Source organism: Chryseobacterium turcicum (assembly GCF_021010565.1).
In the GTDB taxonomy this organism is placed as follows: domain Bacteria; phylum Bacteroidota; class Bacteroidia; order Flavobacteriales; family Weeksellaceae; genus Chryseobacterium; species Chryseobacterium turcicum.
Map to the genome: position 1 here is coordinate 3233224 of NZ_JAJNAY010000001.1, position 26616 is coordinate 3259839.

The 26616-nt window shown below is 29.6% G+C and carries 22 protein-coding genes and 1 pseudogene; 20 read left to right on the forward strand and 3 right to left on the reverse strand.

From position 1 onward, the window contains the following. The first annotated feature begins 7 nt into the window (after window positions 1-7). From LO744_RS14635 to LO744_RS14680, 10 genes and pseudogenes are all read left to right on the forward strand, one after another. The gene (locus LO744_RS14635) at window positions 8-586 is read left to right on the forward strand and encodes an NAD(P)H-dependent oxidoreductase (protein ID WP_230670385.1); all 579 of its coding nucleotides are present in this window, start codon (window positions 8-10) and stop codon (window positions 584-586) included. A gap of 84 nt (window positions 587-670) precedes the next feature. After that, window positions 671-2055: pseudogene (mnmE, locus tag LO744_RS14640) on the forward strand (tRNA uridine-5-carboxymethylaminomethyl(34) synthesis GTPase MnmE). A gap of 167 nt (window positions 2056-2222) precedes the next feature. After that, a complete protein-coding gene (locus tag LO744_RS14645) occupies window positions 2223-3362 on the forward strand; it encodes a site-specific integrase (RefSeq protein WP_230670390.1) in 1140 nt (379 codons plus the stop codon). A 10-nt stretch (window positions 3363-3372) separates the two neighbouring features. Next, the gene (locus LO744_RS14650) at window positions 3373-4146 is read left to right on the forward strand and encodes a hypothetical protein (RefSeq protein WP_230670392.1); all 774 of its coding nucleotides are present in this window, start codon (window positions 3373-3375) and stop codon (window positions 4144-4146) included. Window positions 4147-4233: 87 nt separating this feature from the next. After that, complete coding sequence (locus LO744_RS14655; RefSeq protein WP_230670394.1) at window positions 4234-4524, forward strand: helix-turn-helix transcriptional regulator; 291 nt, start codon at window positions 4234-4236, stop codon at window positions 4522-4524. A gap of 4 nt (window positions 4525-4528) precedes the next feature. Continuing rightward, window positions 4529-5542, forward strand: a complete 1014-nt coding sequence (locus tag LO744_RS14660) for a RepB family plasmid replication initiator protein (RefSeq protein WP_230670396.1) — start codon at window positions 4529-4531, stop codon at window positions 5540-5542. A 394-nt stretch (window positions 5543-5936) separates the two neighbouring features. Further along, the gene (locus LO744_RS14665; RefSeq protein ID WP_230670398.1) at window positions 5937-6761 is read left to right on the forward strand and encodes a toprim domain-containing protein; all 825 of its coding nucleotides are present in this window, start codon (window positions 5937-5939) and stop codon (window positions 6759-6761) included. Between the two features lie 135 nt (window positions 6762-6896). Next, window positions 6897-7193: a plasmid mobilization protein gene (locus LO744_RS14670; RefSeq protein ID WP_230670400.1), complete on the forward strand. Its 297-nt coding sequence runs from the start codon at window positions 6897-6899 to the stop codon at window positions 7191-7193. Window positions 7194-7276: 83 nt separating this feature from the next. Then, window positions 7277-8092 (forward strand): relaxase/mobilization nuclease domain-containing protein, encoded by an 816-nt coding sequence (locus tag LO744_RS14675; RefSeq protein ID WP_230670402.1) that lies wholly within the window; start codon window positions 7277-7279, stop codon window positions 8090-8092. 9 nt (window positions 8093-8101) lie between these two features. Continuing rightward, window positions 8102-8590, forward strand: coding sequence for a hypothetical protein (locus LO744_RS14680; RefSeq protein WP_230670404.1), 489 nt, complete (start codon window positions 8102-8104; stop codon window positions 8588-8590). A gap of 5 nt (window positions 8591-8595) precedes the next feature. Here the strand turns inward: LO744_RS14680 and LO744_RS14685 are convergent, their stop codons facing one another. Next, on the reverse strand, window positions 8596-9180 hold the full coding sequence (locus tag LO744_RS14685) for a hypothetical protein (protein ID WP_230670406.1): 585 nt from the start codon (window positions 9178-9180) through the stop codon (window positions 8596-8598). A gap of 434 nt (window positions 9181-9614) precedes the next feature. Between LO744_RS14685 and LO744_RS14690 the strand changes: the two genes are divergently transcribed. The 10 genes from LO744_RS14690 to LO744_RS14735 all read left to right on the forward strand — a co-directional run bounded on the left by LO744_RS14690 (window position 9615) and on the right by LO744_RS14735 (window position 24486). Continuing rightward, entirely contained in the window at window positions 9615-9836 is a 222-nt protein-coding gene (locus LO744_RS14690) for a hypothetical protein (protein ID WP_230670409.1), read from the forward strand. 11 nt (window positions 9837-9847) lie between these two features. After that, a complete protein-coding gene (locus LO744_RS14695) occupies window positions 9848-10924 on the forward strand; it encodes a ComEC/Rec2 family competence protein (protein WP_230670411.1) in 1077 nt (358 codons plus the stop codon). Further along, window positions 10906-12291: an ABC-three component system protein gene (locus tag LO744_RS14700; protein WP_230670414.1), complete on the forward strand. Its 1386-nt coding sequence runs from the start codon at window positions 10906-10908 to the stop codon at window positions 12289-12291. The genes LO744_RS14695 and LO744_RS14700 overlap by 19 nt, the downstream gene beginning before the upstream one ends. Then, complete coding sequence (locus LO744_RS14705; RefSeq protein ID WP_230670416.1) at window positions 12269-12814, forward strand: ABC-three component system middle component 1; 546 nt, start codon at window positions 12269-12271, stop codon at window positions 12812-12814. The genes LO744_RS14700 and LO744_RS14705 overlap by 23 nt, the downstream gene beginning before the upstream one ends. Next, window positions 12811-15930 carry an AAA family ATPase gene (locus tag LO744_RS14710; protein ID WP_230670418.1) on the forward strand — a complete coding sequence of 1040 codons (3120 nt, stop codon included), beginning with the start codon at window positions 12811-12813 and terminating at the stop codon, window positions 15928-15930. The genes LO744_RS14705 and LO744_RS14710 overlap by 4 nt, the downstream gene beginning before the upstream one ends. A gap of 39 nt (window positions 15931-15969) precedes the next feature. Next, window positions 15970-17835 (forward strand): hypothetical protein, encoded by a 1866-nt coding sequence (locus tag LO744_RS14715; protein ID WP_230670420.1) that lies wholly within the window; start codon window positions 15970-15972, stop codon window positions 17833-17835. Then, entirely contained in the window at window positions 17825-19594 is a 1770-nt protein-coding gene (locus LO744_RS14720) for a hypothetical protein (RefSeq protein WP_230670422.1), read from the forward strand. Before LO744_RS14715 ends, LO744_RS14720 begins: the two co-directional genes overlap by 11 nt. A 232-nt stretch (window positions 19595-19826) precedes the next feature. After that, a complete protein-coding gene (locus LO744_RS14725; RefSeq protein ID WP_230670424.1) occupies window positions 19827-21107 on the forward strand; it encodes a hypothetical protein in 1281 nt (426 codons plus the stop codon). 23 nt (window positions 21108-21130) lie between these two features. Continuing rightward, window positions 21131-23053, forward strand: a complete 1923-nt coding sequence (locus tag LO744_RS14730) for an AAA family ATPase (RefSeq protein WP_230670426.1) — start codon at window positions 21131-21133, stop codon at window positions 23051-23053. Next, complete coding sequence (locus tag LO744_RS14735; protein ID WP_230670428.1) at window positions 23053-24486, forward strand: McrC family protein; 1434 nt, start codon at window positions 23053-23055, stop codon at window positions 24484-24486. The genes LO744_RS14730 and LO744_RS14735 overlap by 1 nt, the downstream gene beginning before the upstream one ends. Before the next feature lie 34 nt (window positions 24487-24520). Here LO744_RS14735 and LO744_RS14740 read toward each other — a convergent pair whose 3' ends face one another. Further along, window positions 24521-24877 (reverse strand): phosphotyrosine protein phosphatase, encoded by a 357-nt coding sequence (locus tag LO744_RS14740; protein ID WP_230670430.1) that lies wholly within the window; start codon window positions 24875-24877, stop codon window positions 24521-24523. Window positions 24878-25112: 235 nt separating this feature from the next. Continuing rightward, window positions 25113-26213 carry a Fic family protein gene (locus tag LO744_RS14745; protein ID WP_230670432.1) on the reverse strand — a complete coding sequence of 367 codons (1101 nt, stop codon included), beginning with the start codon at window positions 26211-26213 and terminating at the stop codon, window positions 25113-25115. Between the last annotated feature and the right edge of the window lie 403 nt (window positions 26214-26616).

The following is a 26616-nucleotide window of genomic DNA, read 5'->3' on the forward strand; positions in this document are numbered from 1 at the left end:
ATAAATCATGAAAAAAATCGCATTAATCAACGGGCACCCCAATCAGGAATCATTTAATTTTGCTTTAGCTGAAGCCTATAAAAATGGAGCTGAAAATTCAGGAGCTGAGATAAAGGAAATTATCATCCGAAATCTTGATTTTAATCCCAATTTAGAGTTTGGCTATCAAAAAAGAATGGATTGGGAACCTGATTTAATAAAAGCTTGGGAAATTATACAATGGGCAGATCACTTGGTTTGGGTACATCCGGTTTGGTGGGGCGGACTTCCTGCGATTACAAAAGGTTTTATCGACCGTCTTTTTCTTCCCGGTTTAGCATTTAAATATCGTGAAAATTCGGTATGGTGGGATAAACTTTTAATAGGCAAAACGGTACATATCATCACAACATTAGATCAACCCAGTTGGTATTACAGAATATTTTACGGAAGACCGAGTGTCAATCAACTCAAAAAATCAACTTTAGAGTTTTGCGGAATAAAGCCTGTAAAAGTTACTTACGTCGGAATTATTAAAAATTCAAAAGATGAGCAGCGTAAAAAATGGATTGAAAAAGTATATTCATTAGGTGAAAAGCTTAAATAAAATTATCTAAAGTAAAATTTAGTCAGAATCAATCGGTTTGAAGATTAACATAAAAATCTTCATATAAAACCGTAAATTTGCAACATGAATCATGACACTATCTGCGCACTTGCTACTGCCAACGGCATCGGAGCCATCGGAATTATCAGAATTTCTGGGGATGATGCAATTCCTGTTTCCGCAAAAATATTTGACGGTAAAAATCTTGAAAAAGCTCAATCGCATACCGTTCATTATGGATTTATAAAAGATGGCGATGAAGTAATTGATGAGGTGATGATTTCTGTATTCAAAGCTCCAAAAACCTTTACCGCTGAAGATTCTGTGGAAATTTCTTTTCACGGGTCACCACATATTGCCAAGAAAATTCTGGAAGTTCTCATTAAAAACGGAGCAAGAATGGCAAAAGCCGGTGAATTTACAATGCGTGCTTTCATGAACGGAAGAATTGATTTAAGCCAGGCTGAATCGATTGCCGATTTAATTGCTTCAGAAAATGAAGCTTCAAGAAAAGTAGCCTTAAATCAACTAAAAGGTGGAATCACCAACGAAATTTCTTTTTTAAGAACCGATTTATTAAATTTTGTTTCTTTAATCGAATTGGAACTTGATTTTGCTGAGGAAGATGTAGAATTTGCAGACAGAAGTGCTTTGAATCAATTGCTTGATAAAATAGAAGCTAAATTAAATTCTCTGATTGAAAGTTTCCAATACGGAAATGCTATTAAAAATGGAACTGCCGTTGCTATCATCGGAAAACCTAATGCAGGAAAATCAACCCTTCTCAACGCTTTGCTAAAAGAAGAAAGAGCGATTGTGAGCAATATTGCAGGTACAACGAGAGATACCATTGAAGAAATACTTCACATAAAAGGTCATGCTTTCAGATTGATTGACACCGCTGGTTTACGTGAAACCGCCGATGAAATTGAAGCAATCGGTGTAAAAAAAGCAAAAGAAAAAGTAGAAAATGCCAATATTCTTGTTTACCTCGCCGATGCTGCTACGGAAAACTTTTCTGAAGACATTGAAATGATAAAATCTTTGCAAAGAGATGATTTAAAATTAATAATCTGCGCTACGAAAATTGACGAAGTTTCTCCCGCTCAATACGAACTGGTAGAAAATATTTTCAGAAAAGAAATTGCACAAGATTTTGATTTCATCACCATTTCAGCGGTTGAAAATCAAAATATGCAAGATTTAAAAGACGAATTATCTTCTTACGTAGAACAACTAAAATCTGAAGAAAGTAACGTAGTTATTACCAATCAACGTCACTTTGAAGCTTTAGGAAAATCTATGGATGCTGTGAATAAAGTAAAAGAAGCAATCACTTTCCAGATTTCTACAGAGCTTTTAGCTTATGAGCTAAGAAATGCCTTAGAACATCTCGGTGAAATTTCTGGTGAAGTAACGAATGATGAACTGTAAATGAATTAGTTTTTACTTTCTGTATCGGGAAATAAATATGCTTTCTCTTGCTTTCTTTTAGTTTCTTGTATTTGATTAATAGCTATTTATGTAATTTTTATTTTCTTTTATAAGACTTTGTTTGTACTTTTGTTACCAATCATGTACTACTTTTTAGAATTAATTCTTTTAAGTAGTACAAAGAAGTACAAAAATACAAATTATGAAAATATCACTCAATAAACGAGCTTTGAAAGATGGACGAATTAGTCTTTCTATTGAATATTATCGTGGCTCGGAAATTAATGAGGAGGGTAAAAGACGGCATATCCGAAGTTTCGAGAATTTAGATACCTATTTATTCGGCAATCCTAAGACTTCTACAGAAAAGAAGCACAATAAAGAAGGACTTGAATTCGCGGAAAATGTTTTATCAATCCGGAAAGCAGAATTTGTTCAAGGTAAATTCGATTTAAAGAATACGACAAAGTCAAAACGTATCTTTTTGAATTATTTTGAAGAAAAAACTGAGGAAAAACAAAGGCAGGATTCTTCTAACAATTATGGCAATTGGTTTTCTACGTTACAACACCTTAATAAAATCATTTCAAAAAATCTAACCTTCGACGAAGTTGATGAGGAACTGATTAAAAAAGTCCGCCATTATTTTGATCACGTTGCCAAGACAAAAAGTGACTTACCACTATCTCAAAATTCCAAATATTCATATTTCAATAAATTTAAAGCAGCTTTAAGAAGTGCATTTGATGATGGGTATCTATCAATAAACTATGCTTCTAAAGCTAAATCTTTTGAACAGGCGGAAAGCCAAAGAGAGTATTTGACTTTTGATGAACTGCAATCCTTAGCAAAAGCAGAATGTAAATATCCTGTTTTGAAGAAAGCTTTTTTATTTTCATGTTTATCTGGTCTTCGCTGGTCAGATATTAATACATTGATTTGGTCTGAAGTACGTGATGAAGGAGAAGTCTCTAAAATAAATTATCGTCAAGAAAAAACGGATGGCGTAGAATATCTTTATATCTCTGCTCAAGCAAGGGAATTACTTGGTGAAAGACAAGATCAACTAGATCGAGTTTTTAGAGGATTAAAATATGGGATGACTTATAATACCGAAATTATCCGCTGGTGCAATCGTGCTGGAGTACCCAAACATATTACTTTTCACTCAGCTAGACACACAAATGCCGTCCTTCTTCTAGAGAATGGTGCAGATATTTATACAGTATCAAAGAGACTTGGACATCGAGAAATTAGAACCACAGCTATTTACGCAAAAATCGTGGACACTAAGATGAAAGAAGCTGCTGAGATGATACCAACATTAAAAATTAACTTTTAAAAATTATATTATGGAGACAACACTAGTCTATTTTATTTTAATTACTTCGTTAAGCTTACCATTATTACAGGTATATGTCTCAATGAATTACTTTAAACAATTTGCATTTGAATATCTTGATAACAAACAAAGTTCATGGAATTCAAATTTTGATAGAAGTGCATTGTTTTTTAGTGCATGTTTTGGATTGTTTTCTTTTTATTTAGCAAAACTTCTATGGCATGGAGATACCGATAATTCTTGGTTTTTAACCACAGTTTATACAGTACTCATAATCTTATTTTGTTCTTTTTCAATCTATTATTTGATGTATGTAGCAAGTATTAAGAAATCTATGGTCAGTAATATTAAAATTGATGAAAAATTATATAAGGATATTGATGATAATTCAAATTCAAAATTTTTTAATTATTTAATTGAAACTAAAAAGATTAATTCAGATACTAAGAAAGATGATTTTCAATTTATATATTCTGATCTAAAGAATAAAACAAAAATTATTTGGACAGGGAAAGTTAATGGTAAGTTTACTTATGTTACTTTAATTCTCTTTTTCAAAGTTATTTTGAAAGATGAACATTTCACTAAAAAAAATGTTAAAAACGAGATGGAGAAAAAATTTCTTTTTGAAAAAAAAGACTCAAATACAGGAGATACATATATTGGGCAACTTGATCAGAGGTCATTTGAAAATGCATTTGACAATATTAATTTTGATGATCTACTTTTGTATCAACAATCAGAATTTGATATTTATAGTAGTTTTATTAATAAATCTTTGTAAATCACCTATGGGAAGCTATGTCACAACTGACATAGCTTTTCTATTTTTATTACCTATTTATTCCTTTGCTGTCATAAATCCAAAACAATGACAGCATTAGAAAACGAAATCATTCTTCACAAGCTCAATCGAATTGAAAAGCATATTTTCAGTTTAAAACCAATTCTCAATGTAGAAGAACTTGCAGAATATACAGGATTTAAGAAATCCTATATCTACAAATTAGTTCATTCTAATTCACTACCGTTTTCCAAACCTAATGGAAAAATCTTATTTTTTGATAAGTCAAAAATTGACGAATGGTTGCTTTCCAACAGTTCCAAATCAAATATTGAAATTGAACAGGAAGCTATTGAATTTGCTTTAAAGAAAAAATAAAGTGATGATGGATCGTGATCACTTTTCTCCTAAGCCCAGAAAAAAAGTGCTTATATCGAATGATTTCCGAGAAGTACTGATTTCTCAAGAAACATCGATTATTGAGCAGCGAATTATTACGACGATTCTTTCTGCAATCAAGGATCAACAATCACTTTTTATTAATGTTAAGAGTCCTGTTGAAAACCAAACTCAATTATCTTTTGATGATTGTTATGATGGCTGGTCTAATCAAGGTTATGTAGAATTTCTAATTCCTTTTCAAGATCTAAATAAAGAGCTAAAAGAAGAGAAAAAAATGAAAAATTTTTCAATCAAACAGGCTCTGGTGAATATGACAAATGTTAGCTGGCTTACATTACGGGATGAATCCATCAACGGATACAGTGCAGTTCCTTTTATTATTTCACCGAAGTGGAACAGCAAAAACATTTATTTCAAGATGGATAAAGCTGTAATGAAACATCTTCTTAATATGAACCCCTATTTTCCACTTAAAAAAGATTTACCATACAATGTGTCATCACCGAACACTTTGCGTTTTTTAATGTGGTTATTGAAGTTTAGAAAACAAGAATTTATAGTTAAAGAATATTCGGAAATTCTAAAAGAACTATCGATGCCCAAAAATAAATATGAAAATAGGGCTAAATTCGAAAGAGATTTTTTGAGGAATGTAAAGGCTGACTTGGATTCGTTCAATGATTTAAGCTTTAACTACAACTGTGACAAAGGTATTTACAGTTTTGTATTTTACGACACCAAAAATTCAGTAGGTGACAATCAGAAATATCCGACTATTAATGAGTTGCAAATCACTCGATCTTTGAAGTATTTGAAGAAGAAGAGAAATCTATCAGAAATCGACTTGAATGTTTTGAAAAAATTATTTGAAGTGAAAGGACATAGGGAATTATCGAAAACACTCAATGGAAAAATAGATGCTAAAATGCAGGGCGACGAATATATTAAAGCTGTATTTGTCCATCTTGAAAATCCAGTGACTTTATCTCCCTAAATGCGAACTTTATCTCCCTAAAAGCGGACTTTATCTCCCTAAAAGTGAACTTTATCTCCCTTTTTTAAGACTTTATCTCCCTTTTTCCGGACTTTATCTCCCTTTTTCGCAAATGCAAATCTCTGTAAACGCCTTTCTATAAGTCGTTTCAAGGAATTGAAAAAGTGCTCCTTAATTATATAATGTTATTAATGTTTTTAATATTATTAATTAAATAATAAATGTGGATAAAAAAACAAGAAACCCGAATTTTCAAATATCTCAAAATCAATAAAATAAAAAATAGAAAAAATTTAGAAAAATTAGACTTTATCTCCCTTTTTGATTTTTTGCTTTAGAAAAGAAAAAAAATATTGCAGATAACTTTTTTTATAGTCGGAAAAAACATTTAAAAATGAATATACAGCAGGCAAAAAATATTTCTATAAAGAGTATCATGGAGAGTTTCTCTCTTTTTCCGAGCAAAGGCAATGATAGAACAGCTTTTTATTTTGCGCTGGATCGTGAAGAAAGAACCCCTAGTCTTTCGGTGAATTTCGTAGGGAATACAGCTTTTGATTTTGGTACAGGAAAGAAGTTTGATAATGTCTCGTTAGTTCAAGCGATTAAGCAATGTTCAGTCTCAGATGCTTTAAAATATCTTGCAGGTTTAGATTATGCATTTATAAAGGAAGAAATTACTGCAAAAAGAGAAACTAGTTTTGAAATTTCAGCAATTAAAGATCTTCAGCATCCCGCATTAATTCAATATTTAGATAGCAGAAACATAAACTTCAAAACTAATTATTTACGAGAAATTCATTACGAAATTTCAGGTAAAAAATATTTTGGGATAGCATTTGAAAATAATTCTGGCGGTTTCGAAATTCGGAATAAGTATGCAAAGCTCTGTCTTGGGAAGAAAAATATTTCCACTTTCGAAAATAATTCAAGTACTCTTCAAATTTTTGAAGGTTTTATGGATTTTATGTCTTTCAAAAATATGGATGAAATTTTTGGAAATCCGTCAGCTGATTATGCTGTTTTGAATTCTATATCGCTAACCTATTTACTTGAAAAAATGATAAAAAAGTATGAGAAAGTTGAGTTATACCTCGATAATGATAATGCAGGAGATAAAGGAACTATTGAACTGAAAAATATATTTCCTAATGCAAATGATCAAAGGGGTTTGTACAAAGAATTTAAAGATATTAATGATTTTTTAATGAGTAGATAAGGGTCGTGATATAGCGAGATGTGCCTTTGTGCCCACAAATCTTTCAGATTTGAGTTCCCCTCAGGCCATCCCGCTTTTTCTCCCGAAGGTCGCAAAAGGAAAAATCGCTTTTAGCGATTAAGTAAAACTTCAACAATGAAAAATGAATTTATAAAAATAAGGGTATCTCGAATTGAAAAGAAAGTTATTGAAAAAAAATCTAATAAAGCCGGGCTTTCAGTTTCTGAATTTATACGTCGTTTAGCTTTTGAAAAAGAATTGAAAAGTCGGCTTAGTGAAGAAGAAATAGAATGCTATAAATCGCTTTCAAAGTATGCGGATAATTTTAGAAGAATCTCAAATCTTTTTAACCTCGGGGATGTTACCGGAATGAAACAGGAAACCATGGAAGCTGGAAGATTAATTCGTGAACATTTGAAGAAGTTTCAATAATTAATAGTCGGAAAAAACAATATTATGATATGATAGGAATGGCACAATCCTGTAAAGGTGGCGCAGCTTTGGGAAATTATGTGATGCAAGATGAAAAGGGTTATGAACTTTGTCGAAATGGTGTCTGTGGCGAGGATTCTAAAGAAATTCTACAGGAAATGAAGATTATTCAGGATTTGAATCAGAATGCCCAAAATAAAACTTTTTCGCTGGTTCTCTCACCCGAAAAATCAGAAGGACAAAAACTTTCCAACAAGGAGCTACGTGAAATTACAAGAGATTTTATGAAAAAACTAAATATTGATCCGGAAAAGCAACAGTTTATCGCTTTTGTACATACCGAGAAATCTCATAAGCATATTCATATTATTGCAAATAGAGTTCAGGACAACGGCAAATTAATTTCGGATCATTTTATTGGTAAAAAAGCACAATGGGCTGCACATGAGGTTGCGAAAGAAAATGGATTGATCTCTGCTAAAGAGATCATGATTAATAAACTTCAAACTATTGAACAAGGAAAAGATTTAGATAGAGCAGTAAAAAATGAAATCTTAAAAAAGCATGAATTTGTAATGAATCAAAATCCAAAATCTATGGAATTATACACGAAAAAGATGGCGGAGCTCGGAGTGAAAGTTACTCCCACTATTAATAAACAGGGACAGATACAAGGACATCGTATGATGGATTTGGCGACTAGGAAAGATTTTAAAGCAAGTGAAGTAAATCGAAACTTGGGGTTGAAAAAAATAATGGAAAATGGTATTCCTTTTCAAGATTCTAATTTATCATTCACCAAGCCATTGGAGATTGTGCAAAATGTAGCATTAAAAATTTCAACAAAAATAATCAAGGAAATTGTAAAAAAGACAGTCTCTCAAGGGATAGGATATTAAAATGACACTATGAAAGCAACACCAAAATTACAAGACACATTAGAAATATTTCTGGAACAAATTGATGGATTAGAAGCTTCTTTAAAAGAAATGAAAAATGTTTCACCTAATCTATCTGCAAAAATTAACGAGCTTAAAACGATTAAGATTGAACCTGATTTGAAATATTTACAAACGATGCATGCTAGAAATATTTCAGAATTTTCTGAAGAAATAAACCGACTTACGCTATTGTTTAATCAAAATCAAACAAGTTTAAAAACTATTCTAGCTGAAAATAAGCTGAAAATAAGCCACTTCTACTTTTATATATTAGTAGCTTCTTTGATAACTATTGGTGCTGTATATTTCGGAATAAAAGGAATGAATTCTCAATCTCAATTAAAATCTCAAATTGAAAGTATAAAGACATACAATCAAGATTTAGAAGGTTTTATTGAAAATTCTCAACAGTTAGAAAAATACAATAAGTGGTTAGAAAAAAATAAGGTTAAATAAAAATTTCAATCAATTTCATCAAAATTCTGATAAGCAATATTGAGAACTTTGTTGTAATCGTATTGTCTTACATAGCGATCAACCAAAAACAAGTAATGCTCTTTTGTAACTACTTTTGATTCATAAGGGATGAATTTTAAAAAATCGAAAAATTGAACATGCAAGTAGTTTTTCATTTCATCAGGAAATTCTTTTGTCCAAATGAGTTTCTCTAATATTTCATTATCTTGTTTTTGAGTATCAATATCCTTCAAATTATCTTTCGTATCCAGCAGTCTAAAGATATTATTCACAATCCTTACATTACTGAAACCATAGCAATTCATTAGATCGACTAAGTCCTCATTCTTAATCTTTTTTCGGTAGTTAGTAATGATTTTCTTGTAATATAAATTAATAGTTTCATTGCTTATTTCTTCACTTTGATTCTGTAGCAAATGATAAAAATCGAGTAATGATTTCTGAATTTCGATTTCATCGTTATTCTTCGAGAAATTTGGTTTACCAACCTTTCCAAACAATGTTAGATTAATAAATTTCTGTAAAACAAAATGATAATCTTCGATTACAGTTTCTGTAGTATTTTCCATGATTGAGTAAGAAAATCCAGTTCCGATATCTTCTATTAAAATGAAAAAGCGTGGAACTGAAGCTGATCCGTGCAAGAGGTACTGCGAAGAACCCAACATCCAGATAGAAACTTACAGCCCACGCCGTATAATGACATGGGCGTAAGCCTATCGAATTTTGGATGTTTTAGAAGATTCGCAGTTTTCTTACACCAATACGATAGCTTACGCTTTAATTAAATTTTTTATTTTCTAGAACAAAGATAAGAATTCGATCTTGAAAATTTACTTTTATCTATTTTCAAAATGCTATTTCGCATTAAGCATTGGGATTTTTTTTAAATAAAATGCGAAAAAGTAAAAAAAGCACTCAATATGCGGATTCCCGTTTTTTTCCTTTGCTTGCTTTTATTATATTTAAAGATTTTAAATAACCATATATAATTCAATGACTAATGACTAGAGAGCAGGAACGTGACGAGTTACATCGTGCGATATGGCAGATTGCCAATAATTTAAGAGAAGGTGTAAATGGATGGAATTTTAAATCTTATGTTTGTGGGATCTTGCTTTCCCGATTTTCTCCCACCGGAGATTTGATGAAGAAGAAGGAAATTGTTTTGGAAAAGCTTAAGGCTTATTTTGATAGGTTTTTTGATATAAGTGCTGAAAAATAAAAAGCGAAATCATGAAAATAAAATTTTTACAAGCGGGAAATGGAGATTCATTTTTAATTTCATTTCTCGAAAATGATGAACCAAGAAATATTCTTATTGATGGAGGAATTGGCAATACTTATAAGAGTACAGCAAATGTAAAAGGAGATTTACATAAAATATTTGAAAAAATTCGTGAAGAAAAACAATTTATTGACCTTCTTGTTCTGACTCATTTTGATGACGATCATATTGGAGGAATCTTGAGATGGTTGAATAAAGATAAAGAAGCTTCGAGTCTTATTAAAAAGGTTTGGTTTAACTCAGGAAAAGAAATAGCTAAGAAGTTTGAAAGTACTGAAAACAAAGATTTAGATATTCAAATAGTTGATGGAGCAGACCATTTTCACACAAGTCCTAAACAAGGAATTAAATTTGAAAATTACCTTCGAAATCATAATTTATGGGAAGGCGAAATTATTGAACAAGCTTCAAAATACGATTTGTTTGGCTTAAAATTCAAAATTTTGTCGCCAAATAATGAGAAACTTAATGATCTGTTAAACCTTTATGAAAAACAAAAGGATTATTTTACAAGTGGTGATGAATATGATTTCAATACTTCTTTAAAGGATTTTATTCATGAAGAAAGCGAACCTAATTTCAAATTTAAAGAGGATAAAAGCGTAGCTAATGGAAGTTCTATTGCATTTATAATGGAATATGAAGACAAAAGTTTTCTTTTCTTAGCTGATGCTCATCCTTCAGTAATAATCGAAGGCTTGAACAAATTCGGTTACAATAAGGATAATACATTACATGTAGAGTTGATGAAGGTTTCTCATCACGGAAGTATGTACAATACCAACAAAGAACTTTTGGAAATTGTAAAAACGGATAATTATTTAATAAGTTCAAACGCAACTAAACACGGATTACCAAATAAAAGAACGATAGCTAGAATTATCAATAATCATCCTAATGCTGTAATACGCTTTAATTATGATTTAACAGATAGAGTTTTCTTAGAAGAAGATTGGAATGATTTCTCAATATTTAAAGCTAAAGTCACTAATGAATTTATTTATCCATGGACGAAAACTATTTAAAAAGATATACAGTTATTTTAGGTGGTGGTAGTGGTGTTTTATTTCAACCTTTAGATGAAACAAAAACTTACATTCTTTCCGCAAGGCATATCTTTTATAAAGATGTAGAGAATGACAGAGGTCAGAAAACAAATATACTAACTGAAAAAATTAGTTTTTATTTCTCGTATGCTCAAAATGACAAAAAAGAAATAGAAATTAAAATAGGTGAAAATTATTTTGAGCACTCTGATGAAAATATAGATGCTGCTATTTTAATTTTAAATGAAAATTTGGGCTTAAATCAAATTTTTGTTGATGAAAATTGTATCGCATTTAATGAATGTTTGCTTTGTGGTTATCCTAACAAAATAAATGATAATGATAATGATAAGTACAGTAATCATCAAATTAATCGTAAAATCGATACAACCAATAACGGGTACTTAAGATTAGAGACCAACTTTGGAAATCTAAATCATGAAGATATTATTGGTTTTTCTGGTGGTGGAATTTTGAGATTAAATAATGGAGTGATTAATATCATTGGTATTCAATCATCTACAATTACAGATTATGCAAATGGTCAAATAGATATTGTTCCGATTAATAAGTTTATTCAAATAGTTGAGGAGAACAATTTGTCAGAAATGATCCCTTCATTTTTGAAAAGTTTTGAGTTCTTAAAGGATAAAGTTTTTGATATTTCTGCGGGCATCTTGGACGAAAATATTTCATACACAAGAAAGTTTCTGAAGGATAAAACGTTAGAGGTTATTAATAGTGATATTACTCCAATATTTATTAAAAATCTTTTTAAAGAGAGATTATTAATAAATGAAAATAGTGGTGTAAAACTCAATGATGAACTAATCTATGTTACTTGGTTAGAGTTTTTAACATTAATAAATATTGCAAAAGAAATAGCTTGTAGTCAAAATGATCTAGAAGGTATTTTTTCAATGACAAGACTATTGTATAAAAATACTGATGATGATTGGCAAAGCGATAATTTCTTAGGAGACTGTTTGTCATCAAACTACTTGGGATTAAATGAAAATGGAACAGTTTTTATAAAAACAAAAAGCAATCCAATTGCGGGGAATATAGCTTATTACAAATTGGAAAAAGGAAGTTTAGTGCCGAGAATTGATTCATTTAGAAAAAGTCATGAGAATGGAACTTTATCAGTTGTTAATGATGTTGGCAGACCAATAGATGATATTACTGATTTTATATTTGATAAGTACAATTTTGTACATTTTGAGTATTTAAAAAAATATATGCTCATTGAGAATAGTGAAAATTTCAAAACTTATAAGAGGTCAAATGAGCCTGAGCTATTAATTAAATTAAAAGAAGAATATGGAAAAGTATTTGGAATATAGTAAGGAAATCATAAATCAATTAAAAGAAAAATACAAAACTTGTGATTTTCAATTTCGTCTAGAAAAATCTAATGTAAAAGTATCTGTATTTTTTGTATTGACAAATAGTTCTAATCTTTCTGAAGAAAACCTTTGGGAAAATATTTCAAAGGAAATTGCATTAAAATATCAATCTAAATTAGAAACAGTGTATGAAAAGTGGAACCTCTACATCATATATGTGACTATTGATATAACTTCCAAAGAACTCAAAAACAAAATTGAGAATGATAAATTTTCAAGTAGAAAGATTGTAGAGGATTCTTATGATAGAGAATTTAATGATTATGAGGCGAATCGTTTAATTGTAAAACACATTACTAACTCAGATTTAAAAGAAATTGTAGAAGCAACTCAAGAAGTCACTATTTCAGCATACATACCAAAGAATGAAAAACTTTGGAAACTGTTGTCAGATGAGGAAAAACTTATTGGTGACAGGAAAGCTCAAGAAGCATTCATTAAAAAAATAAATACAATATGAAAATCAAAAGCGTAAAAATTACTGGTTTCAGAGCATTTGAAAAAGTAGAAGATGCCACTTTTGATTTTACAAAAGGTGGTGAAATAATGAATTTCGCTTCTATATACGCTCCAAATGGTTTTGGTAAAACCTCTTTCTACGATGCTGTTGAATGGGGAATTACTCATAAAATTCAGCGTTTCGATAGAATGGTTGATTTCGAAAAAGTAAGGAAAGATAATGATGCTCCTTTGTTGTTGAATAAAGCATCTCTATTAGGAGAAGTATCAATAGAGACTAATTTAAAGCCTTTTAAAAATGTTATTAATAAACGTAAGAAATATGATTATAAAGCGATAGCCGAAAATGAATATTTTCAAAAGCAATTCTTATCACAAGATCTAATTGATGCTTTTCTTAAGGAAGAAAAGGCTGATAAACGTTATGAAACCTTTTTAGAAATTGATGAGAATTTAAAAAAATACGATTCAGTTTACAAAAAAATTAACATTCTTTTGGGATATATTTCAGACCAAAGACAAGAATTAGTTAAAAGGAAAGGAGATGAAGAAAAAAAACTTCAAGGAGAAATCGATTTTGATCAAGAATTTAAAAAGTTTGATGAGATTAATGAAGTAATTAGATCGCTCAAGAAAGAAAGTGAGAATTTAGATATAATTGATCAAAACACATTTAATCAAAGCTCCTATGATAATTTATCTCGTAATATTGATGTTCGACTATTATTATTAAAAGATGATTTAGAAAAAAGTAAGTCACGAATAATTAATATTATACTAGCAAGAGATGGGGAAGAATCTGAAGATAATAAATTAAACGGTGGGGTTTTATCTTACCTTGACAATAAGAGTCGTATTGTAAAATTAGATGAGGAAATTAAAGAATTAGATAAGATAATAAAGTGGTTTAAAGACCAAGAAAAGGTTACTAATGAATTTAATGTTACCGAAGAGAATTTAAAAATTCAACAAAATAAATTGGAGCGTGCTCTCAATATTGAGAAGCAATTCGAAACATTTCTTAGTATACAAAAAGAAATAGATAATTTAGATAAAGATATCGTTGGGCTTAAAGACAATTTACTTACTTCCGAACGTGAGAAGTCTGATGCTGAAAAGGATAAAAATGATAAAGTTATAAAGTTTAACGATGTAAAGAAATCTCTTGAAAATAATCAATCTAAATTAAATAATATACCAACTCAAAAAAAACAGTTTGAATTAGCTTCTCAGACTATCGTTGATTCACAAAAGGTTATTGATGATTTAATAAAATCGATTACAACAGAAGAAAAGAAACAGAATGACTTAAAAATAATTTTGGATGAGTTTGGATATTATGAAAATAAGATCAACGATGATATTGAACTTTTGTTGGAATTTAAATTATTTGACGAGCATAAAGAATTAGTTACTCATTACATAAATGAGAAAAAAAATCTAGAAAAATTAAAGAAAGATATTCAGGAAATTCAATTTAAAATTGACAGTCAAAACCAGTTAAATAAAGAACTTAATGACTTTATAAATTCAGGATTGGAACTTGTAAACAAGTCAAAAAGTTCAGACTGTCCTTTATGTAACCATAAGTATGACACCTTTGAAAAACTATCTGAAAATATCTTATCTAATAAGTTATTAGATGGTCAGTTAAAAAGATATCTAGAACAAAAGGTTGAAATAGAGTGGAAAATCAATAATCTAGTAACAGAGCTGTCAGTTGCAAAAGAAAACATCGAGAATTTTCTTTCTTCAATTAAACAGCCCTATTTATCGAATTTTAGAAACGCACAAAATACAATAGGTAAATTAGATTCTGATAGAAAGATTTATTCAGAGAAATTGAATAGTAATCAATCGATCTTAAGTGGCATTAATTTATTATTAGAAGATTCAAAGACTTTTGATGAATTAGCAGCCAAAATACAAAATGATATAGCGAAAACGGATAATCAAATTGTCGAGTTATCTGGTGAAATTAAAAAAAATGATGAAATATTATTAGAGAAAGAAACATTAATTAAATCAACTACTGAGAAGCTAGAAATTTCAGAAAACAACCTATTAAAACATCAGTCTTCAAATGAACACAAGGATGTCCGAGAGTATTTTATTGGAGAATTGAACTCTAATAATATTGAAAAATCTAAACTATTAGAAAGCATATCCAATATTAACGCAACTCTCAATAACTTAACAGATAAAAAAGCGAGTTTTAAAAAATCTTTAGAAGAATTAATGCTAAAACTATCTAATCATACTTTATTGAAGGAAGAATACATTAAAAAAGCTCAAGAATTAGATGATGCAAAAAGGATAATATTGAGAGTTTACGAAAGTTATGAAAATTTTATTCTATCAGAATTTGGTATGAAAATAAGTGATAAAGATAAATCTCAAATTGAAGCAGCATTTTTAGATTTGATTGGAAAACAAAAGGAGGTTGAAATACAAGTTGAATATAAAATTGAAAAATATAAAATTCTAAAAATTTTGAATGATGCCTGTATAAAAGCTACTGAATCTAAAAGAGTAAAGGATGAAATTGATAGGATCAATTCGAGTCTTAAGGAGTTAGGTAGTGCTGATGAGGAACTAAATAATGAAAAAGAAACTCTAAAAACGTACCTGAAAGATACAATTGAAGCCTATTTTTATACAACTCTCATAAACGCTATTTATAGAAAAATTGATCCTCATCCCGACTACAAAGAAATTGAATTTGAATGTGATTTTGGAGAAATTAAACCTAGATTACAAATCTATACGAAAGATAGTAAAGGAATAAAAAGCATTCCCTCATTATATTTCAGTACAGCACAGGTGAATATTCTTAGTTTAAGTATATTTTTAACAAGAGCTTTAAAAACAACAGATAATGAAGGTAATTCTGTAGATTGTATTTTTATTGACGATCCAATTCAATCAATGGATAGTATTAATATTCTTTCATTTATAGATTTATTTCGCGGGATTACGTTGTCGCTAGATAAGCAATTAATTGTTTCTACCCATGAGGAAAATTTTCATCTTTTATTAAAAAAGAAAATTCCATCAGAATTATTTAAATCAAAGTTTTTAGAGTTTGAAACTTTTGGAAAACTAAAATCTTTTTGAGAAAAGAGAGAAAAGCAAAAATATTTTTTTTTATTTAACATGGATAAAGATCTTGAATTACTCGTTAGTTATTGCTTCATTAACCACAAAACACAATATAATTCTAGCAACAAAATTGTTACAAAAAAATTAATCGATTCTGGAGTTCTTACAAAAATTGAAAATGAAACTTTAGAAGTGTATGAGATTAATTTTTACTCAGATTTTTTCAATAAAAAACTTTCAGTCTACTCAGAAAATATTTTGGGTAAAAAAATGCCTTCAAATCTACCTGAAGCATATCAATTTGTAGATGACTTCTTCAATAAGATCAATATATATAATGGAAATTATCTTTGGAGTGGGGCTAGACAAATAACTCAAGGCTTATTATCCTCCATGTTGAAATTTTTTTTGGAAAATGGTTTAGATATTAATGAAATCTTTAAAATTTTAGAAAAAGAGGAGAAACGAAAGCCTCACATTATAGATTTTAGATTGTCTTATTTATTTGCAATCTCAAAATTTGCAAGTTTAAGTGATTTAAAAAAATGCATAATAGAACTTGCTAACTCCTCCAAAAATTATGAAGCTGAGGCTTTTCTAGGAGATTTACCGAGATTAAATCCCGATTTGGCGATAGAGTTATATAATTCTGTACTCGAGGAAGGCACTGATATGAAACATTTTTTTTTGGCGAAAATACTATACAATTTTATAAAAATTGATGTAGACTTTGTTTTTGAAGAAGCAAAAAAAATATTTGTGAGCTTACCCACTACAGCTCTATTTATTTTTGGCAGAATACCATTTACCAATGAGGACGATATCATAGAAGTTGATAAGATTGTAGATAATTCAAAATTTTCCGATGATCAGATTTCTGAATACAGCTACTTCCTTTGCAAGCTTATAATGAATAAATCTACACCACAACTCATAAAGAATAAATATTTTGAAATATTAGATAATTTAATAGTCTCAACCGAAGACAATGTTTTAAATGCAGTTTTTCATACTATTACTTTTCAACTAAAAGATAACGATGAAGAAAAGTATAAATTACTCCATCAATATTTATCAAGAACACAAAATTTTTCAGTAGTACAAAATTTCTTTCACAATTTTAGCGAACCAAAATATCTGTTCCACCTGATGGTTATGACATCTAGAACAACAGGCTGGCGCTATGCTACCGAACTATTTGATAGTGCTCTGCAAAATTTTTGGAATATCAAGAATGAAGAGACTGAGCATTGTATATTCGAGCTATTTAGCAGTAGAAAGCATAGTTTATTAGGTGTTCAAGTAATTATGTCTGGTTATTCCAAACCATATAATGTTGACTTAAAAAAATCAACAAATATTCAGCAATTAAATGCGATTGTGGCTTGTTGTAAATATCCAATCTTCTTTGAACGACTTTTGCCATTAATCTTACCATTAAGAAACTCTAAATCAAGTAAAATTAGAGATTGTTTGATTTCACAATTATCAATATTGATAAAAGAAGCATATGGTAAAACATTATATGAGTTGATTGAATCACAAATCACAAAGTCAAAAGCAAATCAGAAATTTTTAGAAAAAATGCATATTGCACTAGATGAATACCTGATTGATAAAGTTGAGCGAGAAAGTATAAATGAATTTAATCCTTATTTAAATGAGGATGAACACTTGAACTTATATTATAGGTTACAAAATGAAAGTCAATCTAAAGCTAGCAAAAACGCTGATAAAAAATCAATATTTGGTCAGTTTGCAAGCACTAAAATTATTGTGAGAGGTAACTCTTTTAAGATAGGAGATAAAGAAATTAATCCATTGGGAAAAGTAAGTGTTAGTGCAATGATTGATAAAAGGGCTTATAAAGATCCCGAAGCTTTTGAAATATCTTTAAATAATTTTGAAAATGGAAATTAGAAATTTAATAGTTAAAGAATATTTAGAATCGCTAACCGAAAAAGATGAATTGAACAAAATATTTCCAATTCTCTTAGAAGCTCAAGGATTCGAAATTTTAACTAAACCAACTGAAAATTTAGGACTTAAAGAATATGGAAAAGATATAGTTGCTATTGGGGTTGATCCGGAAGATAATATAAAAAAAAGATTTTTTTTTGAATTAAAAGGAGGTAAGGATCGAGATATAACTGAAGAAAAATTTAATGCTTCTGATGGTATTGCTAGTTCTTTGCTTGATGCTGCTTATGTGCCGTATGTGTCTCAATATCCTAAATATGAAACTCTTCCCTTGAAAATTGTTATTGTTCATAATGGTACAGCTAAAGGAAATGTATCTCAATTAATGAACAATATGTTTTTGAGCATGTCACGTAGCACAAACAATACAACTTTTGATAGATGGGATATTTCTAGATTGACTAAAATATTCACTGAAAAACTGTTCAATGCTTATCTTTTGACGGATGATGTTAATGTAAGATTGTTTAATAAAACTCTGATAAATCTCGATGCTGATGAAAATGTTTCTAGTGATTTTGTAAAGTTATTAGAAAATTTGTTGTCACTGTTTCAATTTGATCGAAAAAAGCTCCGAAAAAATAGAAATAATCAGATGTTGTTTGAGACTTTTAAGTTAATCTCATTCATTGTTTTTACTGAGTCAAAAAGATATAACAATTTAAATATTGCAAAAAAATATCTGCTCTGCTTATTGATTAAAGTTTGGCATTGGGCACTTAAAAATAAATTGGAAGATAATAAATTCGTGTGCAAATATTTCGAGCAGTTATATCAGTTTTACTTTGATGAAGTTTTGCAAGATTATTTTGAAAAGACTTTACCAATTGCGCTTAAAAAAGACGGTCTTTACTATGAGAGAGGTGGTATGTATGAAGAGATTGGATACAACCTCAGATCATTTGACTTTTTGGAGTTTTATGTGATTTATATTAAGTATTGGCTATCTAGTCATAATACTAAAACTAACAAAGATGCAGCAAGGTTCATTTTAGAAGAGGTTATAGAACAAAATAGGCTTTGTATGAAGCCTTTAATCGATTATCATTCTAATGTAATTGTTTCTGTTACAAACTTATTTTTAGATTTTGGCGACCAATATACTGCAAAAGAATATTTAAAAAGTGTTATTTATAATATTAGAAAAAGGAAGATAGACAATAATTTTTTACCTGATGCTAATAACAGTATTGAGAATGTCATTAAATTTAAAATGACTGGGACAAAACCAATCTTTTATTCTGATTCAACATCCCCACTATTGGCGACCATATTTATCTACATTGCTATTTTAGACCTAGAAAAAGAATATAAGGAATTGCGAGAATTTGTCTTAGAAAAAAAAATTGACCTTGGTTATTTTGTTCCACATTTTGGAATTAATTCTATTTCAAAACATCTAATTGAAGATGTTGAAAATGATTTTGAAGAACAATTATTTTCAAAACCCTTATTTAATGAAGGCTATCAACGAGACCTATCATTGAAAAAAATCGATTATTCAAATTTTAGTATGAACGGGGATTTGAGTTTCGACGAGTTTAAAAAATATGTGCTAAGTTCAAAAGATGAGTTTGAATATTTTTATAGAACTGATAATGCAGGATTTCCATTGATGAAAGATTTAGTACACGTGTTCTATCTGATACCATATTTTCCAGATACATGGGGAGATCAAATTAAAAGATTAATAACGTAAATAATCTTCAAAATCTTTGATGAAATTCATAAGGCTTAGTGAAATTCTAATTAATACTTACGATAAACTAATAATCACCGAGGAAATAATAGAAGGAATTAAATTACCTTACGAAGCTTTTGAAATAAAAAAATGCTTCATAAATAAACCAGATTTTAGATGAAATAAACAGAGCGAAAAGAAACGGTATTGAAGAATGCTGATAATAAAATATTAATTTAAAAACACAGATATGAAAGAGTTATTATATGGAGATATAAAAGAATCAGATGAAATTTTTTATGTTGGACTTGAAAATATTGAAGAGTTAAAAGATGACTATTATGAAATCGTTTTTGATGGTATTAAGAGTGATACTATAAAATTTTACAAGAAATCATCACTTGAGGAATCGTTTGAAGAGATTAGAAGTTTTCTATTTTCAATAGAAATACATAAAGATGAGTACAAGGAATTTAAAGATTTCTTTAAACATGAAATTTTTAAAAGTAGATGGTTTTCATTAAGAGTGTCAGAAAAAGAGACTAGGTTACCAGTAAGTATTATTCAAGATGTCAATGAGGATGTTGTTGAAAAAAAATATATTGTCTCTATAAAACAAATTAATAATCGAAATAATATTAATAAAGTTCTAAGTAAATATTTTTCTTGGAATAATTTTGAAAAATCCAATAAGGAAGAAATATTCAACATATTAAATTCTATGTATGAGAAAAAAAATCATTTTAATCATAAGTTAAATGTATATAATGTAGGACAAGGTAGTTTGACAGCTGTAACAACTCAAGATAATATTCCTATTTTTTATTTTGATTTAGGTGGAGGCTTTGCTTGGAATACCAAAACATATCCAGTCACGTTGGATTTATGTTTCACTTTTGTAAAAACTATTATAATTTCTCATTGGGATGGAGACCATTTAGAGACAGCTAGACGATATCTCGCAAAAAATTCAACACAGTTGAAAGATATTAATTGGATTACTCCGGAACAAAATATAACACCATTATATTTTAAGCTTGCTGCTAAAATGAGAGCAACAGGTAGACTCATTTTATGGCCAAAAACTCTGCATGGCAATGTTAAAACTTGGTTTGGTGAATTAATAAAATGCACAGGATCAGATAAGAATCATTCAGGTCTAGCATTAATTGTTGACTCTCCTAACAATTCTATAAAAAAGGTTTTAAATCCAGCTGATGCAGCATATAAATATATACCTTCAATCAAAAAAAATCAGTTTGATGGATTGTTGGCGACTCATCATGGAGCAAACTTTGATGACAACAACTCTCCTATTCCTCTATGTTCAAATGGAAATATTGTATATTCTCATGCTACGACGAAATACGGACATCCCAAGCCTAGTGCTATATTAGCTCATGATAACTGGAATTGGAACAACAAATTATTTACTCCCAATAATCACATTTCTTTTGTAACAACAAATAATAATTTGGATGTAGGTTGTGGAGGTTATTCTTGTAGTTTAAAAATACATCAAACATTTTAATTTCAATAGCAAAAAAAAACATAATGATTTACAGTAAATTCAAAGAAGTAAAAAATGATTTAATAAATTATGTTGATAATAATCAGTTAAAATTTATCTCTAGTACAACAGTGGGATTAAAATACCTTTGGCTTACAGATCTTGAAGGATATTTTGATGATTCGATTGTTCATTTTGAAGTAATAATTGAGAAAGGCATTATTTCGGTGGATGTACATTTTGAAAATAAACATTATAATCAAGAATTATTTAATTTGTTGAAACAAAATCTACCCGCTAATATTTCAGTAAAGAAATGGCAGGGTAAAGCAATTACTCATAACAGAAAATTTGATATAAGCACAGACATTGAAGTCGTAGACATTATAAAATGTTTAACTGAATTGTACGAGTTTACCTACCCACTTCTTATTAACAGGCTTAAAGAAATATTTCAACAATTAAAAGACCATATCGATATGGAAGATAAAATAAAACTACTTCAATACAAAAAACAAATCATCTTACAAGGTCCACCAGGAACTGGTAAAACCAGAGAAGCAAAACTGATAGCAAATAAGATTTTACTAAATGAGCTAAATAGAAATAGCTATTTTGGTAATAATTTGGTTAAAGATGAGACTGTTTTTTCAATAGCTAAAAATGCAAAATATACAGTAAAAAATATATCAGAAAATAATATCGAGTTAGAAGGTAAAGATATACAAGATAAAAAAATTACGAAAAGTAAAATCATTGATTTCGTTAAAGCACAAAATTGGGATGCAGTATCTAATGGTAATGATAGAGGAGCACAAGCAGTTGCATACCATCTCTATCAGAAGTTTCTAGAAAATCAATTTAAAATAATACAGTTTCATCCAAGCTACACTTACGATGATTTTGTAAGAGGTATTGTTGCTAAACCTGACGAAGAAGGAAATGGATTAGTTTACGATGCAGAAAATAAAATACTTGCCAAATTTGCAAAAGAAGCGTTGATAAATTTTTATAGAAGTTCTGATCACACAAACAGTAATAGTATTGATATCTGGATTGACAAAAGTTTTGAAGATTTTAAGAATGATTTAGATGGTAACCTTAATGATGAGGGCTATGTACTATCTGAGAAGGTAAATATTTTTAAAGTAAGAAACAAAGATTTTTTATATGGAAAAGATTGGAAAACACCAGGACATTTGAAATTTGAAGAATTTAAAAATCTTATTAAAGCGGTTATTAATCAAGAAATTGATTTAGCATCACCAAAACTGGACAAAGATAGATTTGTGCATTCAAACTATAGATTTACATATTATGGTTCCCTTTTAAAAAAATTCTTTGAGAAATATTCCTATAAGCCAGGGAGTGAAAATGTAGATCTTAAAAATTATGTATTAGTTATCGACGAAATCAACCGAGCTAACGTTTCCTCAGTTTTAGGTGAACTCATTTACGCACTCGAATACCGTGGCGAAGAAGTTGAAAGTATGTATGAAGTAAACAATTCTCAGAAATTAATTCTTCCTCCTAACCTTTATATCATCGGTACAATGAACACAGCAGACAGAAGTGTTGGACACATTGATTATGCTATTAGAAGACGATTTGCGTTTGTAGATGTGTTGCCTAAAGAACTGGACGATGATAAAATTGTATTCCATAAAGATTGGTTTAAAAAAGTAAGTGAACTGTTTATTATTAATTACGATGAATATGTTTCTAATGAGAAAACACCCCTAAAACGAGGAAAAACACTTTCAGCAGAATTCAGACCAGAAGATGTTTGGATTGGTCACTCTTATTTTATCCAAAAGAAATTAGAAGATGGAAGCTTAGAACCAGATGATTTCCGTATTCGTATCGATTACGAGATTAAGCCAATCTTACTAGAATATGCAAAAGATGGAGTTCTCACAGGAAAGGTAGGTGAGATAACTGTAGAAGATTATATAAAATCTTTATAATGGGCATCTTATTAAAGGAACATATTGCATATAAATTAACATTAACGGATAATTTTAATCTTGTCGAGGAAAAAGATAAGAAAGATTTTATCTGGAATCATTCGTTAGATAAAATCAAACCTCGCAAATTCAAAACCGAACGTGGTAAAGATTATCATTGTTTTTCTTGCAAGATTTCCGAAAATGAAGTTGTTTTAAACAGCGATTATTTTGTAGGTTTAGATTGGTTGACCAAAGATCGATATCTTCACGTAGAGCCTAAACTTAATTTTTGTGTTGCCGAAACTTTCGAAGAGGCTATTAAAAATGAGAATGAAAATATTTCTGATGATGGAATAGAAAAATTTAATAAAAATACAGAACAGAAAGTAAAAAAAGAGGATTCGTTAAAGGAAGTCGATGTAATTGCTATGTTGATGAAAATTATGTCACACAGAGAAGTGGCAAAAGAAACCGATAAGTTACTGTTAATCGACTGGGAATCAACTGAAATTGAGATCGAACAAAAACAAGATTTACTTACCCCTTTTTTAGTAGTGAAATTTCTAAAACTTCTTCAAGATATTGCACGAAAAGGTTTGAAGAAGTCCTATTACAAAGTTCAGGAAAGCCTTCGTAGTAGAGTGAAGGGGAAAATCTTGATAGGGCAGCAAATAAAACAAAATGTTTTTAAAAACCGCTTAACCAATACTGTTTGTGAGTATGAGGTTTTCGGAGAAAATTCTGTTGAAAACCGCTTCCTGAAAAAAGTGTTTTTATTCTGTACACAGTATGTAGAGAATAACGAATACTATTTTAAAAATGTTAATGATATTTCTTGGATGATTAATTACATTCGTCCGACTTTTGAGCACATTAGCTCTGAAGTTGATATTCAGGAAATAAAATACTTAAAACACAATCCATTTTTCAAAGAATACAAAGAAGCCATCAAAATTGGACAACAGATTTTAAAAAGATTTTCATATAACATAACCAGAACAACATCCGAAAAAATATCAACACCCCCATTTTGGATTGATATGCCCAAAATGTTTGAGTTATATGTTTATTCAAAGTTTCTGGAAGAGAACCCAAGTCTTTCTGCATCGCATTTTAATTATCAATTTTCTACTCATGGTAATTCACTTGATTTTTTGATTTGTACAGAATATACGAAGATCGTTGTCGATACAAAATATAAACTCAAATACAATTATAGCCAAATCCACCAAGACATCAGACAAGTCGCTGGATACGCAAGATTAAATAAAGTTAGAGAAAAATTAAAATACTCGGATAATGAAGAAATTCCATGTTTAATTATTTATCCAAAGCCAATTGAGAATAATGAGAATGATAATGAGAGGTTAAGAATTGAAAATTTACTGATAACAGAAATTGGCGCTTATCATAAAGTTTTTAAATTAGGAATATCATTGCCTATATTTTAACCGCTGTAACATCGTAAAGATGTTACATTACACTTCATACTGCAAATATCTTGTCAAAATATTGCCCCAATTTATCTTCTAAAATATCAATTAATTCTTTTGAATAATATTTATAAAGATCTGGAATATTCAGAACCGTAATATCCTTTGTTAACTTAGCTCTTAAAAAATCAGTGATTTGCTTTTTATGTCTATTTTCCATAACAAAAATTAAATCAGCCTCTTCCAACAATGCAATAGTTAACGGATTGGTTCCTTCACGTTCGCAAATTTTCAAGTTTGTTCCTGCGGAAGTAAATGTTTTTTCAGGATATTTTGCACTGAAATAATCTTCAGCTGTTTTTGATCTTTGTTTGTTTGCGGAACAGATAAATAGTATATTTTGATGCACTATATCCAGGGTTTAATTTATTTGATTTTGAAAATTACAAAGATAAAATTAATTGTATTCAAAGTATTGAGTGTCTATAAGTGATAAATTAAAACACAATGCATTCTGTCGTAAATATCTGCTAAATTTGCGACAGGAACATCTTGAGAATTCAATTTAAACAATGGCAATGAGACACTTGTTTACTCTAAAAAGGCCGAGAGGGGTTCGCTAGTTATTGCTATATAAATTAGATTTAAACCAACTCATAATTCGTACTCCTACCACCAGAATCAGTTTTCTTCAGTATATTCTTCTGAATTAAATCTGTAATATCTCGTAGTGCTGTATCTGCCGATGTTTTATTAATTTTCGCCCATTTGGCAGTGGTCAGGTTACCATCAAAATAATCTAATAACTTATTTAGTATTTTTATTTGTCGCTCATTAAAAACTATATCTTTATTATTTTGCCAGAATTGATGCTTCTCCATTACTTTTTGCACTGTTTTATCTGCATCTTTTATGGCTGATAGAAGATTATGACAATACCAATTTAGCCAGTTCGTAATATCAGAATTCCCTTTCTGGGTTTTTTCTAAGATTTCGTAATATTCCTTTCTGTTTTTTCTGATTTGAGAAGACATACTATAAAAACGTTGATTAATCCCATCAGACCTTGTTAATTGTAAATCTGCAATACTGCGAGCAATACGCCCATTTCCATCGTCAAATGGATGTATTGTGACAAACCAAAAATGAGCAATAGCAGATTTTAAAACAGAATCTAGTTCCAGTTGGCTATTGAACCATTCTAGGAATTGATTCATCTCAAATTCAATTCGATCGGATGCCGGAGCCTCGTAATGAACTTTTTCACGCCCCATTGCACCAGAAACAACTTGCATTGCTCCATTTTCATCATTTCTGTATTGTGCAACTTGTATTTTATACATCCCACTTCTTCCTGTAGGAAATAATAATGAATGCCAACCGAATAACCGATCTTCAGTAAGTTTTTCCTCTGCTTTTTTTGTGGCATCAATCATCATTTCGACGACACCATCTACATTTCGATCAGATGGTATTGAGCCAACAATATCTAAGCCTAATCTTCGTGCAATAGATGAACGTACCTGATCTTTATCTAAAAATTCTCCTTCAATTTCAGATGTTTTAATTACATCCTCCGTAAGAGTCATTAAGTTAGCTTCTTCCATCAGGTCAAAACCCAAAACCTCTAGTTTGCCTATGAGTTTCCCTTGTAAATTTCTAACTTCACCAAGAATCTGAATAAACTCATCGCTTTCCCAAGAAAATTGAGTCCAGTTTGTATTTAGATGGATATAACGAGCCATGATAATTTGTTTGCGGTAAATATAAGAATTATTCACCGCAAAAAATGCGGTGATAATGTTTTTATTTACCGCATCGGCTATTTTGAAGTGTATAAGTAATGAGTTTATGCGGTATGAATTTGTAATAATAAGATAAATAACAAGTGTTTTTTTATTAAATAAAGGAACAATCTAATTTTTTTGTAAGAAAGTAAATTATTTTCAGAAATGAAGCGGTACTACTTTTGTACATCTTGATACTTGTAAAATACTGTAAATGAATTAGTTTTTACTTTCTGTATCGGGAAATAAATATGCTTTCTCTTGCTTTCTTTTAGTTTCTTGTATTTGATTAATAGCTATTTATGTAATTTTTATTTTCTTTTATAAGACTTTGTTTGTACTTTTGTTACCAATCATGTAC

Bases quoted from the DNA above. Each gene is read 5' to 3' on its own strand.
- LO744_RS14645 (WP_230670390.1), top strand. From the start codon at position 2,223: ATGAAAATATCACTCAATAAACGAGCTTTGAAAGATGGACGAATTAGT.
- LO744_RS14680 (WP_230670404.1), top strand. From the start codon at position 8,102: ATGAAAGCAACACCAAAATTACAAGACACATTAGAAATATTTCTGGAA.
- LO744_RS14745 (WP_230670432.1), bottom strand. From the start codon at position 26,213: ATGGCTCGTTATATCCATCTAAATACAAACTGGACTCAATTTTCTTGG.
- LO744_RS14695 (WP_230670411.1), top strand. From the start codon at position 9,848: ATGAAAATAAAATTTTTACAAGCGGGAAATGGAGATTCATTTTTAATT.
- LO744_RS14705 (WP_230670416.1), top strand. From the start codon at position 12,269: ATGGAAAAGTATTTGGAATATAGTAAGGAAATCATAAATCAATTAAAA.
- LO744_RS14735 (WP_230670428.1), top strand. From the start codon at position 23,053: ATGGGCATCTTATTAAAGGAACATATTGCATATAAATTAACATTAACG.
- LO744_RS14725 (WP_230670424.1), top strand. From the start codon at position 19,827: ATGAAAGAGTTATTATATGGAGATATAAAAGAATCAGATGAAATTTTT.
- LO744_RS14690 (WP_230670409.1), top strand. From the start codon at position 9,615: ATGACTAGAGAGCAGGAACGTGACGAGTTACATCGTGCGATATGGCAG.
- LO744_RS14685 (WP_230670406.1), bottom strand. From the start codon at position 9,180: ATGGAAAATACTACAGAAACTGTAATCGAAGATTATCATTTTGTTTTA.
- LO744_RS14675 (WP_230670402.1), top strand. From the start codon at position 7,277: ATGCAAGATGAAAAGGGTTATGAACTTTGTCGAAATGGTGTCTGTGGC.
- LO744_RS14730 (WP_230670426.1), top strand. From the start codon at position 21,131: ATGATTTACAGTAAATTCAAAGAAGTAAAAAATGATTTAATAAATTAT.
- LO744_RS14655 (WP_230670394.1), top strand. From the start codon at position 4,234: ATGACAGCATTAGAAAACGAAATCATTCTTCACAAGCTCAATCGAATT.
- LO744_RS14710 (WP_230670418.1), top strand. From the start codon at position 12,811: ATGAAAATCAAAAGCGTAAAAATTACTGGTTTCAGAGCATTTGAAAAA.
- LO744_RS14665 (WP_230670398.1), top strand. From the start codon at position 5,937: ATGAATATACAGCAGGCAAAAAATATTTCTATAAAGAGTATCATGGAG.
- LO744_RS14715 (WP_230670420.1), top strand. From the start codon at position 15,970: ATGGATAAAGATCTTGAATTACTCGTTAGTTATTGCTTCATTAACCAC.
- LO744_RS14700 (WP_230670414.1), top strand. From the start codon at position 10,906: ATGGACGAAAACTATTTAAAAAGATATACAGTTATTTTAGGTGGTGGT.
- LO744_RS14720 (WP_230670422.1), top strand. From the start codon at position 17,825: ATGGAAATTAGAAATTTAATAGTTAAAGAATATTTAGAATCGCTAACC.
- LO744_RS14670 (WP_230670400.1), top strand. From the start codon at position 6,897: ATGAAAAATGAATTTATAAAAATAAGGGTATCTCGAATTGAAAAGAAA.
- LO744_RS14660 (WP_230670396.1), top strand. From the start codon at position 4,529: ATGATGGATCGTGATCACTTTTCTCCTAAGCCCAGAAAAAAAGTGCTT.
- LO744_RS14650 (WP_230670392.1), top strand. From the start codon at position 3,373: ATGGAGACAACACTAGTCTATTTTATTTTAATTACTTCGTTAAGCTTA.
- LO744_RS14635 (WP_230670385.1), top strand. From the start codon at position 8: ATGAAAAAAATCGCATTAATCAACGGGCACCCCAATCAGGAATCATTT.